The sequence below is a fragment of the Thalassolituus alkanivorans genome, from assembly GCF_020447205.1.
Taxonomy (GTDB): domain Bacteria; phylum Pseudomonadota; class Gammaproteobacteria; order Pseudomonadales; family Oceanobacteraceae; genus Venatoribacter; species Venatoribacter alkanivorans.
In genome coordinates this window covers 218,755-231,131 of the sequence record NZ_JAJAEL010000011.1, presented here as the reverse complement: position 1 = coordinate 231,131, position 12,377 = coordinate 218,755, and the positions used below count along the sequence as shown (strand labels likewise).

Annotated in this window: 14 protein-coding genes; 10 read left to right on the top strand and 4 right to left on the bottom strand. The window is 52.2% G+C overall.

Going from position 1 to position 12,377, the window contains the following annotated elements; all coding sequences use genetic code 11:
• Positions 1–69 precede the first annotated feature (69 nt).
• From LGT44_RS07660 to LGT44_RS07640, 5 genes are all read left to right on the top strand, one after another.
• The gene (locus LGT44_RS07660) at positions 70–507 is read left to right on the top strand and encodes a gamma-glutamylcyclotransferase family protein (protein WP_230332165.1); all 438 of its coding nucleotides are present in this window, start codon (positions 70–72) and stop codon (positions 505–507) included.
• An 850-nt stretch (positions 508–1,357) separates the two neighbouring features.
• On the top strand, positions 1,358–2,011 hold the full coding sequence (locus tag LGT44_RS07655; RefSeq protein ID WP_230332164.1) for a hypothetical protein: 654 nt from the start codon (positions 1,358–1,360) through the stop codon (positions 2,009–2,011).
• 85 nt (positions 2,012–2,096) lie between these two features.
• Entirely contained in the window at positions 2,097–2,318 is a 222-nt protein-coding gene (locus LGT44_RS07650) for a hypothetical protein (protein WP_230332163.1), read from the top strand.
• 76 nt (positions 2,319–2,394) lie between these two features.
• Positions 2,395–2,817, top strand: coding sequence for a hypothetical protein (locus LGT44_RS07645; RefSeq protein WP_230333552.1), 423 nt, complete (start codon positions 2,395–2,397; stop codon positions 2,815–2,817).
• Between the two features lie 110 nt (positions 2,818–2,927).
• Positions 2,928–3,260 (top strand): hypothetical protein, encoded by a 333-nt coding sequence (locus LGT44_RS07640; RefSeq protein ID WP_230331390.1) that lies wholly within the window; start codon positions 2,928–2,930, stop codon positions 3,258–3,260.
• 556 nt (positions 3,261–3,816) lie between these two features.
• Here the strand turns inward: LGT44_RS07640 and LGT44_RS07635 are convergent.
• A complete protein-coding gene (locus LGT44_RS07635) occupies positions 3,817–4,248 on the bottom strand; it encodes a hypothetical protein (RefSeq protein ID WP_230331389.1) in 432 nt (143 codons plus the stop codon).
• Between the two features lie 268 nt (positions 4,249–4,516).
• On the opposite strand from LGT44_RS07635, the gene LGT44_RS07630 reads away from it, so the two are divergent.
• The gene (locus tag LGT44_RS07630) at positions 4,517–4,828 is read left to right on the top strand and encodes an SMI1/KNR4 family protein (protein WP_230331388.1); all 312 of its coding nucleotides are present in this window, start codon (positions 4,517–4,519) and stop codon (positions 4,826–4,828) included.
• A 168-nt stretch (positions 4,829–4,996) separates the two neighbouring features.
• Here the strand turns inward: LGT44_RS07630 and LGT44_RS07625 are convergent, their stop codons facing one another.
• Both LGT44_RS07625 and LGT44_RS07620 read right to left on the bottom strand, forming a co-directional pair.
• The gene (locus tag LGT44_RS07625; RefSeq protein WP_230331387.1) at positions 4,997–6,493 is read right to left on the bottom strand and encodes an RsmB/NOP family class I SAM-dependent RNA methyltransferase; all 1,497 of its coding nucleotides are present in this window, start codon (positions 6,491–6,493) and stop codon (positions 4,997–4,999) included.
• Positions 6,494–6,625: 132 nt separating this feature from the next.
• A complete protein-coding gene (locus LGT44_RS07620) occupies positions 6,626–7,642 on the bottom strand; it encodes a helix-turn-helix domain-containing protein (protein WP_230331386.1) in 1,017 nt (338 codons plus the stop codon).
• 338 nt (positions 7,643–7,980) lie between these two features.
• On the opposite strand from LGT44_RS07620, the gene LGT44_RS07615 reads away from it, so the two are divergent.
• The 4 genes from LGT44_RS07615 (at position 7,981) to tmpT (ending at position 11,353) form a co-directional block, all read left to right on the top strand.
• Positions 7,981–8,826, top strand: a complete 846-nt coding sequence (locus LGT44_RS07615) for a metal-dependent hydrolase (protein ID WP_225691003.1) — start codon at positions 7,981–7,983, stop codon at positions 8,824–8,826.
• A 698-nt stretch (positions 8,827–9,524) separates the two neighbouring features.
• The gene (locus tag LGT44_RS07610) at positions 9,525–10,094 is read left to right on the top strand and encodes a PhnA domain-containing protein (protein WP_225691497.1); all 570 of its coding nucleotides are present in this window, start codon (positions 9,525–9,527) and stop codon (positions 10,092–10,094) included.
• Positions 10,095–10,211: 117 nt separating this feature from the next.
• Positions 10,212–10,568, top strand: a complete 357-nt coding sequence (locus tag LGT44_RS07605; RefSeq protein ID WP_230331385.1) for a VOC family protein — start codon at positions 10,212–10,214, stop codon at positions 10,566–10,568.
• A gap of 110 nt (positions 10,569–10,678) precedes the next feature.
• Positions 10,679–11,353 (top strand): thiopurine S-methyltransferase, encoded by a 675-nt coding sequence (tmpT, locus tag LGT44_RS07600; protein WP_230331384.1) that lies wholly within the window; start codon positions 10,679–10,681, stop codon positions 11,351–11,353.
• Between the two features lie 27 nt (positions 11,354–11,380).
• Here tmpT and tsaA read toward each other — a convergent pair whose 3' ends face one another.
• A complete protein-coding gene (gene tsaA / locus LGT44_RS07595) occupies positions 11,381–12,121 on the bottom strand; it encodes a tRNA (N6-threonylcarbamoyladenosine(37)-N6)-methyltransferase TrmO (protein ID WP_230331383.1) in 741 nt (246 codons plus the stop codon).
• Between the last annotated feature and the right edge of the window lie 256 nt (positions 12,122–12,377).

The window sequence follows — 12,377 nt, the reverse complement described above, 5'->3', positions numbered from 1 at the left end:
TTTTTTTTCTGCGATTTTTCTTTTTAAGTTTGGCGTTTTACACTGCAGGCAAAATTCTGAGAGTCAGCCATGAACGACTGGTTGTTTGTCTACGGTACTCTGCAACAGCACTGGCTGGCGGATGAATCGAAGTGGCCTGCCGCAGCCGATAAACAGGCATTACGGCAATTGCGCCGCGCATTGCAGCAACAGGCGCGCTGGTGCGGGCCGGCACAGATCCGCGGCCGTCTGTATCGTGTGGCTCATTATCCGGGGCTGATCTGTGATCCGCGCGGTGACTGGATCAATGGCGACCTGTACGCCTTACGCCAGCCGCAGACTCTGTTGCCATTGCTGGATGCCTATGAAGAATGCAGTCCGGCGTTTCCGCAACCGCATGAGTATCAGCGCGTGCGCTGCCAAGTGCAGGTTATGGCAGAGAATGGTCAGCGGACGCTGACGAGACGCGCCTGGGTGTATCGCTATAACCGTTCTGTGGCGGGGTTGGAGCCGCTGGCGGGTTACTGAAAAGCGTTCATAACCGTTCTGTGGCGGGGTTGGAGCCGCTGGCGGGTTACTGAAAAGCGTTCACGGCTTAACGGTTTTTTAATCAGCGGGTAGGGTGGGCACTGCCCACCGGCGATAACCAAAAAACAGTGTTTTTAACATCCAGGCCTGTTGCCTCCCAGGGGAACTTATCCCCTTGCCGGCGGGCCGACCCCAGCTTCGCGCTTTCTGGGCCGTCACCCTTGAAACCTTGATATTTACTGGTCGCGTGCCTCATCGGCCATCCATGGCCGGAGCCACTTGTCCGCATCCCTGCGGACAGACCAGACATATCAGCGGTTTCTGCGGCGGCCCCAGAGGCGCAGAAAACCCTCTCCGCGATTCCGCTTTTCACACCGAGGGTGGCTGTCCCGTTAGCATTGCAGGGTGGGCACTGCCCACCAAATGGCCTGTAAAGAAAGCCGCTGCTCAGCAATGAGTGGCGGCTTTCCTGTGGGCGATCTCGTAACTTTGAATGTAAAGAGATACTGATGTATATACAGTATATTTTTGAATTCTTTTGAAAACAGGCACGCTTTGCATTCGCGCTTGCCCGTTTTGTCAGAGGGTAGTAACTTAAACGTCAAATGAATCAATAGCTTTCCCTCAGGGTTACAGGAGGGCTTTACAAGCCGGGTGTAAAGTTAGCTGCACAGAAAGCCGGAATTAACAGGCGTGCGCGTTTTTCTGGAAGGGATTTTCAAGTTATGAAAGATTTCTTAGAAGAGTCAATGAATTACGCAGGCTTTCTCGAAAGAGTCGCTCAGGATAAATGCGCACGCACACTAATACACTGTTATGCACTTATTAGCAATCGAGCCCAAGGAATCAAATGACGGACGTAACCTTCGATAATGGAAAGCTTTCAGCACTGTACGTCCATGAACTTTGGTGGCTTTCGAGCTCATTGATACGTAAAGCAGAGCATCTTTTTGAGGAAGCAAGGATCCCAGAAAGCGGTTACCTGTTACAGGTTAGCCCTGAATTACACTCGGTGATTGCCTCTATCCTTGCGGATGCGGCGAACATCAAGAAGATGATTGTAACTCCATCTGCGAAGTTGAACGGTGAGTCGGGCGGGCAAAGCCGTCTTAGGAAAGAAAGGGCGAAAAGGTTAAAGGACTTAATCGGCGATATAGAGCTGGAAGAAATACTGAATCACAAAGTACGCAACACTCTTGAACACTTTGACGAATATCTAGATGAAGCCAACGTGAAGCTTTCTAAAGCCAAAATTCCTCCCAGCCCAATGGCTGCATACAATATGATCCTTTCCCACTGGGAAGTGACTGATCCACCAGTATATCCAGTGCGCGTCTACATTTCGTCGGAGAGAATGTTCTATAACCTGAAATGGAACGTTAACATCGGACTCCTTTATGATGAGGCCCTGGCAATAATCGGCGAATTGAAAAAGCTACCTGGGCTTGACCGGGAAGAGGGCCCAGGCGGAATGATGCTGAGGCTTGATGTGCCAAATGCATAACCAGCCCATGCACCGGATGCCAAAATCTCCGCGCTGCTCCGGTTTTGCCACCGGTGATGGCGGGCGTTAATTGCATGAAGGATGTATGGACGAAGTTACTCTTAAAGTTACCAAGGATGAAGCTCTAGTATTGTTTGATTTCCTTTCTAGATTTTCAAATGAAGATAAGCTTTCTATTCAGGACCAAGCAGAGGAAAGAGCCCTTTGGAATCTAACTTGTGTCTTTGAGAAGCAACTAGCTGAACCCTTCGACAAGAATTGGCTTCGAATTATAGAGGCCGCTAGAAATAGGCTTCGCGATGAGTAGAACCCGCAATGTAGCAAGTGCGGGCACGGGATTCGTTCCTCGCCTGTGCCACAAACGTTAGGCCTACGAGTAATCTATGAATCGAAACTTTAAAATCGTTGATGGAATATATCTTGTGCTGGAAGGGTACGAACTTGATTTGCATAATAACTTCGATTTCACGAATCTGGATTATTCTGTTGAGCACCGAAGGTTAGTATTAAATTGGCAACGCTCAAATGGAGATTGGGTCAGCTCAGACACTCCAAAGGCATTGGTCATTGAGTTCAAAGAAGTAAGTGAGTTCCGTTTCATGCCTCGGGATTCAGAAATGCCCTTTACCGAAGATGACTGTATTAACTCGCTTGGCTACTGGGTAGATGAAGATTGGGCTGAAGGTGTCATTATGCTCGAGCCAAGTCAAACGGCTGAGCCTCACTGGCTTACAGCAATAGATTTTATGTCTGGTGCAGTTTTAGCTGTCCAGGCGGAGAGTGCCAGTGCGAAAGTCACGGCCTAACAAGTCAAAGTACGCGGACTTGGTAAAGCTGTCACCTTTTTCGCTTGCGCAAAAAAGCCGCCAACTTCACCAAGCCGGTGTTTGAGGCGTTAGGGCAACTGGAGAATAAGATGGACCATGTACACCTTTTTATGATTTACAGAATTCTTATTGTTTTAGGTGGAATTCTCTGCATTTATTTAGGTTATCGATTATTTTTTGTCGTTCAAACTAAGCAGGGAGAACTCAGCATCAAAACGGGGGAGCATCAGGAGTTAAACCTGAGGGATGTTGCTCCAGGAGTTTTCTTTGCTTTGTTTGGTGCGTCAATTTTAACATTTTGTTTACTTAACGGTATTACCATAAAACCTATTGATAATGGAGTTGGAGTTTCCAATATGCCCAGGGGGCTTTGGCAGCCCAATCAAGGCCTATGTATGTCACAGCGAGCCGGTGAATGCTAATTCATAACAATTTTGTCAATATGCTTTTTTTGCTTCGCTTAGTTTTTCGGTGGCTTCGCACTTTACCGCAAACTACACTACACAAAAATGCCTATTACAAAGGCGTTGTGCATAAAGCTATGAAAACTATCCTTCTAATAATTTTCTTATTTTCTTCTGCGATTCAAGTGAAAAATCTGGTCCTGCATTCCATCGATGGACATCTGTTTGTTTTTTTTGGGGCATCTTCCTGAAAGTGAAAAACATGATATATAAGGAATATCGTTTTTTGTTACTGGCGATGCTGCTGAAGGAATATATAAAAAATGAAATCTGAACCCGGATACAACGAATGTATAAATGACGGAACAATGACAAAGAGTCAGGATGTGTTCGAGTGTGACTTTAGAAAAGATAAAACATATAGTTGCAACTTTGGTGTAAGCACCAAAGAGGGCAAAGTCTATAGCTCAGAGCCGTGCTAATGCATAACAAGGCAATGAAAAATCGCCCACAAAAAGCGTGGGCTGGACTCGCTTACGCTCGCCTTTTATTGCGACGTTATGCAGTAAATATATCAGTCTATATCCTCAATGCTACCTCTTTCTGGCATCGTTGCTCGTCCTACTCGTTGCAACCTGGTATTTCTCATTTGGTCTTGCATAAAGGGTGGGGCTGTTTTACGAAGCTCGCTAAGTGACGCTTCGAATTCATTTTTCATTGCAGTTTTGGCTTGTAATATTGCTGTCTGATGGCCAGCATCAAATGTTCCGCCAGCATTGACGACAGCTGCAGAAGCAGCTACCCGTGCTTCGAACTGCGCGCCCGAAACAGCAGCTCGTTGTTCTGCCGCAACAGATTGACGGTGCGGATTGTTTCCACCAACATTTTGATCTCGATCCCTAATAGCTCTCTGCGTTGTCTCTAGAGTGTGAGGGTTTGCTGTAGTAGTGTTATGTTGTGCCGCAGACGTCGCTCTTCGTTTCGTGGAATCAAAAACATCTCGCATGGGGTAATCCTCAAATAGTTAAAATTAAATGAACTCTCTAGCTTTTCGCAGGAATCGTGCCAAGAGATACGATATATTTATATGCTGCTATGTCTGCTAAAACTAAAGTGTTTCTACGAAAATAAGGGCTTTTCGAGGCGGTTGGTGGGTGTAATATTACCCGCCATGGGTAAAAAACTTGAGTTCTAAGCATAACAAAGCGCTGCTGTCGGACAAATTTTCCGCTGCGCTACAAATTTGCCGCAGAGCGCGGCGTTAAATGGCAATCATGAATATCGAAGCTATCAAACAAGTTCTGAAGTGTTGGTTAGAAGAAGGCTACCTCGAAGGTGAGCTCGCAATAGAACCAGAATGGTATATCTTGTGGCGGCCGGAAGAACTGGAAGAATTTAATCGTGATTATCAGATAACCGAATATGCTCCTGGCTTCTTAACATTTGGCGGCAACGGTGGCGGTGAGTTCTTGGTAGTAAACGAATCCGAAGAGGTGTTTTACATGCCGTGTATTGGCCTGTCACCAGATACGGCAATTAAAATTGCTAATAGTCTGCAAGAATTTAAAGGCTACATGCAGCAATGAACAAGGACTGGCAGCTACGCGCACTACGTGCGCTGGACCTCGCTATGCTCGGCCACTGCTGGCGGCATTAAGCCCTCTGCCCCAATCGCTACAACATTACAGCTTAAAACACTAACCAATTAAGCTGCAGCCCGGAGTGACACTCTGTCACTCCGGCTATAAAACCGCTCAGCTGCCTGCCTTCTTCATCACCGCTACAAACATACAGTCGCAGTCATCTTCCGGTGCACCTAACATTTGCTGGCTTTGCAGGCTGAAGGCCGGGTTGGCCTGCAGGAAGGCGCTGACGATGTCTTCATTTTCGCTTACCTGCCAGCTGCAGGTGGCGTACACCAGTATGCCGTCGGGGCGCACGGCCGGTGCGGCCTGGGTCAGAATATTGCGCTGAATCTGTTGCAGTTCGCTGCTGTCGGCGCTGTTAAAGCGCCAGCGTGCATCGGGATTGCGGCGCCAGGTACCGGCGGAGCTGCAGGGAGCATCGACCAAAACTTTGTCGAAGCCCTGCTGGCGGGCAATTTCCTGTGGCAGGCGCAGTGGTGCAGTGGCATCCCACAAAAAAGTCCGCACATTACGCGCACCGGCGCGGCTGGCGCGGCGTTTTAATTCATCCAGTTTGTGCTGATGCAGGTCGGTGGCGACTACGGCGCCTTTGTTGTTCATCTTCGCTGCCAGAGCGAGGGTTTTGCCGCCGGCACCGGCGCAGGCATCCCAGATTTTATCGCCGGGGCGGGCATCGAGTGCGGCGGCAATCTGCTGGCTGGCCAGATCCTGAATTTCGATCACGCCGTTACGGTACAGCTCGCTGCTGTTCACGCCGCGGCCACCGCTGGCGCAGAGGTGGTCGTCACGCAGCTGGGCGCTGACGCCTTCTTCCTGCAGGCGCAGTTGCAGGGCTTTCAGCTCCCGTGCGTCGGTCGGTAATTCGTTCAGGCGCAGGTCGTTGATGCGTAACCACAGCGGCGGGAAGCCATTCTGCATTTGCAGGAAACGCTGCAGGTCGCTGTCTGACCACTGGCTGCGTTTGGCGCGCTGTTGCAGCAGCGGCAGAAAGGTCGGACGCACGCCGTGCCAGAGCAGGGCAAGCGGGGATAAAGGTTTGGCTTTTACCTGATGTTCAATGCTGGCAAACAGGTGGGCACGTTGTTCGTCCTGGCGCACCATGCGCACGAAATTCCAGGGCTGCAGGCTGCGCAGCTGAATCCAGTACCAGAACGCACTGGGGTGCATGGTATCGGCGGCGGCGGGTTGCCATTGCTCATCCCAGCTCTGCCAGTCGTGCTCTGCGGCATGGCTGGCGCTGACGCCGTTGCGTTCGTTCAGCATATCTTCCAGTGCACAGGCCAGTTGCTGAAAGCGCAGGGCGCTGAACATGGCTTCGCTCAGGGCGCGGCTGTTGTCGGCGCTGTCGGCCTGACGCGGTGCGCGCAGCTGGCCACGCAGCCAGCGATCAAGCGGCGGTTTTACCGCCTGTGACTGCCATTGTGACCAGAGCTGGATAATACGCGCTTCATCACCGCTGCCGCGGCGGCCGTTAGCTGAACCTGAAGCGGCACGGCTCTGGCGTTGTTTCTGCGGCGGGCGCGAACTCTGGCTTTTGGCCGGGCGTTGTTTGCTTTTTCCGAAGGTGGAGCCGGAATTTTTGGCCGGGCCATGAGATTTGCGCATAGAGAGTATCTGCCGTTGCGGAGCGAAAGGGGCCTTAGATACGGAAAAGCCGGGAATGTGACCAGTTAAAAGAGTTTATAGGTAGGGGGATCTTAATTCTTTTTAGCTATCGGTTGCTGTAACCGCCCGGATTCAGGCGCTTTGCCGGTATTGCGAGGGTGATACGCCGGACCAGGCTTTGAAGGCCTTGGCGAAGTTACTGGCGTCGCTGTAGCCCAGCTGCTCGGCGATCAGGTCGATGGCCAGATCTTCCTGCTTCAGCAGACGCTGGGCGTGGCGGTAGCGGACATCGTCTTTCAGCTGCTGAAAACTACTGCTGTCGGCTTTGAGTTTGCGGTTAAGGGTGGCGGCCGACATGCAGAGCATGGAGGCCACATGCTCAACGGTGGGCATATCCTGCAGCCGGTCGTTGAGGATTTCCCGTACTTTGCCGCTGACAGAGCCGCTCTGGGTCAGGCTGGTGAGTGCGTTCTGCAGTTGCTGCTCGGCGAGGGTTTCCAGCTCCGGGTTAAAAAAGGGCAGTGGATGTTCCAGTGCATCGGCTGGCCAGGTCAGGCTGTTGTCGCGCTGTTCTCCGATTACGCTGCAATGCGGCAGGGTGTTTTGCTGTGCTAGATCGGTCGGGCAGACCATGCGGATGCAGCTTTCAGCCGTCAGGCCATAGCTGCCGACCAGAGTGCGGCAGATGGTTTCAACGCTGCTGAGAAAGGCCAGGGTAATAAAGGGGCCGGCAACCGGATTATCAAAACGCGGGGTAATGGTCAGGTGGCGGTGATGTTCGCTGCTGGCGCGGGCGATTTCGAAAATCTGGGCGCGGGTTTCAACATAGCGCATCACCTTTAATGCCGCATCGCCCATGGTGGCACTGTACTGCGCGGCGTAGCCCAGGGCGCCATGCTTGGACAGGGTCATGCGCTTGCCGTATTCCAGCGCGATACCGAGGTCATTGGTCAGGCGGCAGAAGCGTTCAATAACCTTCAGGCAGGATTCATGGCCAACGGGCACGCCGGGCTGGAACAGAATCTGTTCTGGCAGGCCTGAATCAATCAACAGATCGGCGGCCGATATGCCGCGCTCGAACGCCAGTTCGGTCAGCAGAATCAGATAGTCGGAGGAGATGCTGTAGGCGCCGGTGCCGATGGTCTTCATGCCTGATGTTATGCCTGTTTCTGCGGTTATTGTTTTTGCTTTTTTGTGCCGGTATTGCTGTATCCGTCGGGGATCTGCTCCGACGACTGCGTTTGCGCTTTTTGCACTGGAGACTGCAAGCTTATCACCGGGGGACAGTTGCCCGAGTATGTCATAGTGCTGAGCATGTCAGGATGTCTTATCTGGCCACTGTTATCCGGCACTTTTATCCGGCTAATGTTAAATGACAACGACGCTGTACCCGGTTACAGCAATAACCTGTCTGCAGCCTCCCTCGATCCGTCGCGTTATAAGGCTCAGGTTGCCGGCAGACCCTGTTCTATCTCTGGAGTAACACCATGACTGAGCACAACAATAAATCACAGTCGGTAGAAATCAAACCACGGCGCATGGCGTTCGATACCGCCGCGCCGATGCGTAAGTACACCTTTAAAGATAACTCGCTGGTCAGCACGTTTTTTTATGCGCTGTCGGCACTGTTCCCGGATGGCGAGCGCTTCTTTATTCACTCGGTGCGTAACTATCAGAACGAAATCAAAGACCCGGTATTGCTGGCGCAGATCCGCGGTTTTATCGGTCAGGAAGCACACCACGGCCACTCCCATGAAGGGCTGAACAATACCATCGACCAGATGGGCTTTCCGATGCACGAAATTACGGCCCGGCTACAGAAACGGGTAGCCATGCTTAAGCGCACGCTGGGTCGTGGCCGTCAGCTGGCACTCACGGTAGCGATGGAGCATTTCACCGCCTCCATGGCCGAGTTTCTGCTGAAAAATCCGGAAATTCTTGATGACGTTGATCCGACCATCCGCCAGATGCTGATCTGGCACGCGGTGGAAGAAATCGAGCACAAGGCGGTGGCCTTCGATATTTACCGTCTGAAAGTGAATAACGAAAAACTGCGCAAACGCGTGATGTTTATTTCCATTATCGGCCTGTTCTCTCGTCTGGCGTACTATCAGTTCCTGATGCTGAAAGCTGACCGACATTTTCCCAGTCTGCGAGAGTGGGTTGAAGCGACAAGATTCTTCTGGGGTAAAAAAGGCATTCTGCGTGACAACCTGAAGTCGATGCGTCTGTTCTTCCAGGATGGCTTCCATCCGTGGGATATCGACCAACATGACCTGATCGACGGCTGGCAGGAACGCTTCCCCGATATTGCTGCTCTGCAGATGAACTGAATCCAGATTAAAGGATGCAAACAAAACCCCGCTCGCGCGGTAATGCTGTTCAATTAAGCAACCAGCCAGCGCTGACTGCATTTGAACAGCCTTTGCGGGGCAAGCCCCTGCGCCCCAATCCGGGGAACTTCTCCCCGGGCCCCTGCTTTGCGCTTTCTGGCCCGTAATCCTTATTCACTCGTTTTTTACTGACCACGCGTATATTGGCCATCCATGGCCACATACGCTTGTCTGGCATCCATGCCAGTCAGATCGTAAAAATCATCGTTCATGGCGGCGGGCCCAGAGGCGCGGTTTATCTCAGCCGCAACGTCATTTCTTCCAGCTGAAAATGTCCGTTTTGAAAAGCCGCTGAGCGGAATAATGAATGCGCCTGCAGGACGCCGGAATGAAGAACACCGAGCCGGTGCGTCTCTGCAGGGATGCAGAGCGAGCGGATAGGGCCATGGATGGCCCATTATCCGCGTTGCCGTGACCGAGGTGGTCTGAATGGAGGAGAAAGGCCTGCACAGCGCGAAGCTGGGGTCGGCCCGCCGGCAAGGGGATAAGTTCCCCTGTGAGGCATTGGGCGTTTCAAAATGATTTAAAACTTTAAGTTAACAGCATTACGCCCTGATGGGGCTTTACAGTTTTTGACACAGGCGACAAAAAGGGTGTTTTTGTGCATAATAGCCCGCCTTAATTTAAGGGTAATGCTTATGTCCATCGAACAAAGTCTGCTGCAGCGCGCGGCTAATCAGTGTGAGCTGTGTACTTCTGCCAACGATCTTTCCCCTTTTCTGGTGCCGCCACACAGCCAGCTGACCGTCGACAGCGGTGTTGTTCTCTGCGCGACCTGTAAAGCCCAGGTTGAAGGGGCTGAGCCGGATGCTAACCACTGGCGTTGCCTGAATGACAGCATGTGGAGCCAGGTTCCTGCGGTACAGGTGCTGGCTTACCGTATGCTGAAGCGTCTGTCGGCTGAGCCATGGGCGCAGGATCTGCTTGACGTGATGTATATGGAAGACGACACCCGCAAATGGGCAGAAACCAGTGCCGCAGCAGCCGATGATGACCGTGAGCCAACCCGCGACAGCAACGGTGCTGTATTGCAGGCCGGTGATAACGTTACCCTGATCAAAGACCTGGATGTAAAAGGCGCCAACTTTACTGCCAAGCGCGGCACCATGGTGCGTGGTATTGGCCTGACTGATAACCCGGAGCATATTGAAGGTCGGGTCAACGGTACGCGTATTGTGATTATCAGTGCTTACACCAAAAAAGCCTGAGTCAGGAAATGGATCGTTTCAAAAGCCGGATTTATTCCGGCTTTTTTGTGGCCGTTATTCAGGCTATGTTGATGGACTTTATTCACAGTCAGACAGTATCTGATACAGGGAGTATATATGCAGGAAAAATTAAATTACGTTGAGTTTTCCAGCTGCGATCTGGCGGCCAGTAAAACCTTTTTTCAGCAGGTTTTTGGCTGGACATTTCAGGACTATGGCCCGGAGTACAGTGCGTTCTTTGCTGGCGAAGCCGGGCTCGACGGCGGTTTTTATCTGGACCGGGATAAAACTCCGGCGGCCGGTGCATTATTGGTGTTTTATTCTGCGGAGCTGGAAAACTGTCTGGCACGGGTGGAAGCGGCTGGCGGGCAAATAACAAAGGCGGTATTCAGCTTTCCCGGTGGCCGGCGTTTCCATTTTTCTGAGCCCGGTGGCAATGAGCTGGCGGTCTGGTCGGATAAAGCTGCGGAATAGGCAGACCGGCAGAGGCGACCAGAGTCGGATTGGAATAAGTATGTCTGATCGGTTATAAACAACCTTTGCGTCGCATTGTCGGCGTGTTGAGATTGGCAGATGGGGTATTTATGCACAGCGAATTCTGGCACGACAAATGGTCAAAAAAAGAGATTGGTTTTCATCTCGACGAGGTGAATAAAGTGCTGCTGAAATACTGGCCGGATATGCATCTGGCCGCAGGCAGCAAAGTGCTGTTGCCGCTGTGTGGAAAAACTCTGGATCTGTTCTGGTTGCGTGAAGCCGGTTACAGCGTGGTTGGCATTGAGCTGAGTGAAATTGCGCTGGACGAACTGGCCGCTCAGCTGACTGCGGAGCTGAAGATCGCCATTAATAAAAGCCGTGAAGGTGAGCAGGTGTTTTATCGTGGCGACGGCGTCTTACTGATTGCCGGTGATTTCTTTAACGTCAGCCGGGAATTACTGCAGCGCGAACTGGGTGGCGATATTGATGCGGTGTATGACCGTGCGGCGCTGGTGGCGTTACCGGAAAGCATGCGCCGGCAATACAGCCAGCACCTGCACAGCATCAGTAATGGCGCACCGCAGATGCTGGTGACCCTCGATTATGATCAGAGTCAGATGGACGGCCCGCCGTTTGCCCTCAGTGACGCCGAAGTACATGCTCACTACGATGCGTTGTATACGCTGAACCTGGCCGATGAGCGTGAACTGATTGAACAGGAGCCACGTTTTAAGGCCCGTGGCCTGACATCTTTTAAACAGCGGCTGTATTTTTTACGCTGAGTGCGGATGTCGGCGCTGTGGCGGTGCTTATACGGCTCCGTCAGTCTCAACCGACAGAACACAAATCCCGCCGCTTTGCGGGTAATGCCAGACCACATTAATATCCCAGAACCGCACACCATAACGACGCTCCGGATCGGGCTGCTGATAGGCCGGTTTGGGGTCCTGAGCCAGGCACTGTTCAATCAGTGCTGCCACGTCTTCCCCCAGTCTTTGTGCCTGTTGCTGTGCTGCCGCTAAAGCCTCTGGCTGCCAGCTGACGCTGATGGTGGCCGGTGCCTCACTGGCGATGCCATTGTCGGCGTCTGCGATGCTGTCGGCGTAGGGCACATAGGGTTTGATATCGATGATTGGCGTGCCGTCGAGCAGATCGACACCGGATACCCACAATCGCGTGCCTTCCACTTTTTCCAGCCTGACCACTGACTGGCCAATACCGTTGGGGCGGTGGGTGCTGCGCGTGGCGAATACGCCCAGTTTCTCGTTGCCGCCCAGACGCGGTGGCCGTACCCGCAGCCGCGGTGCTGCAGGATCATCGGCCGGTGCCTGATGGAACTGAAACAGCAGCCAGATATGGCTGACCTGCTCCAGCCCAAACAGGGCCTCCGGCTGATTGTAAGGAGGCAGCAGTTCAATCACCGCCCGTGCAGCCGATGCCAGTTGTGGCTGGCGCGGTATGGCAAATTTTTCGGCAAACGGTGTACGTGCAATGGCGACGGGCTGCACGCTGGTGGGGCCGATTGCAGAATGTATAGCTGCTGAGCTCATGACTGATTATTCCGGCAAAAGCGGCAGTATACCTGTGGTCGGTTCGCGCATACGACCCCGCCATGATTTTGTGCAGAGCTTGTGTTGGCGTTGCGCCGACCCTGCAATGGCGCACAGGTTCCGTGGTGTTTTTTTCAATACTGAACATGGATGTTCAAAAAAGTCATTTGAAGCCTAATTTGTTTCAATAAGTTACCCAATGATTACTAACTGATACAAATTGGCCGTTTTTGTGCTGGCATACTGCCGCCGCATT

Bases quoted from the DNA above. Each gene is read 5' to 3' on its own strand.
- LGT44_RS07660 (WP_230332165.1), top strand. From the start codon at position 70: ATGAACGACTGGTTGTTTGTCTACGGTACTCTGCAACAGCACTGGCTG.
- LGT44_RS07630 (WP_230331388.1), top strand. From the start codon at position 4,517: ATGAATATCGAAGCTATCAAACAAGTTCTGAAGTGTTGGTTAGAAGAA.
- LGT44_RS07645 (WP_230333552.1), top strand. From the start codon at position 2,395: ATGAATCGAAACTTTAAAATCGTTGATGGAATATATCTTGTGCTGGAA.
- LGT44_RS07650 (WP_230332163.1), top strand. From the start codon at position 2,097: ATGGACGAAGTTACTCTTAAAGTTACCAAGGATGAAGCTCTAGTATTG.
- LGT44_RS07615 (WP_225691003.1), top strand. From the start codon at position 7,981: ATGACTGAGCACAACAATAAATCACAGTCGGTAGAAATCAAACCACGG.
- LGT44_RS07655 (WP_230332164.1), top strand. From the start codon at position 1,358: ATGACGGACGTAACCTTCGATAATGGAAAGCTTTCAGCACTGTACGTC.
- LGT44_RS07605 (WP_230331385.1), top strand. From the start codon at position 10,212: ATGCAGGAAAAATTAAATTACGTTGAGTTTTCCAGCTGCGATCTGGCG.
- LGT44_RS07625 (WP_230331387.1), bottom strand. From the start codon at position 6,493: ATGCGCAAATCTCATGGCCCGGCCAAAAATTCCGGCTCCACCTTCGGA.
- LGT44_RS07635 (WP_230331389.1), bottom strand. From the start codon at position 4,248: ATGCGAGATGTTTTTGATTCCACGAAACGAAGAGCGACGTCTGCGGCA.
- LGT44_RS07640 (WP_230331390.1), top strand. From the start codon at position 2,928: ATGGACCATGTACACCTTTTTATGATTTACAGAATTCTTATTGTTTTA.
- LGT44_RS07620 (WP_230331386.1), bottom strand. From the start codon at position 7,642: ATGAAGACCATCGGCACCGGCGCCTACAGCATCTCCTCCGACTATCTG.
- tmpT (WP_230331384.1), top strand. From the start codon at position 10,679: ATGCACAGCGAATTCTGGCACGACAAATGGTCAAAAAAAGAGATTGGT.
- tsaA (WP_230331383.1), bottom strand. From the start codon at position 12,121: ATGAGCTCAGCAGCTATACATTCTGCAATCGGCCCCACCAGCGTGCAG.
- LGT44_RS07610 (WP_225691497.1), top strand. From the start codon at position 9,525: ATGTCCATCGAACAAAGTCTGCTGCAGCGCGCGGCTAATCAGTGTGAG.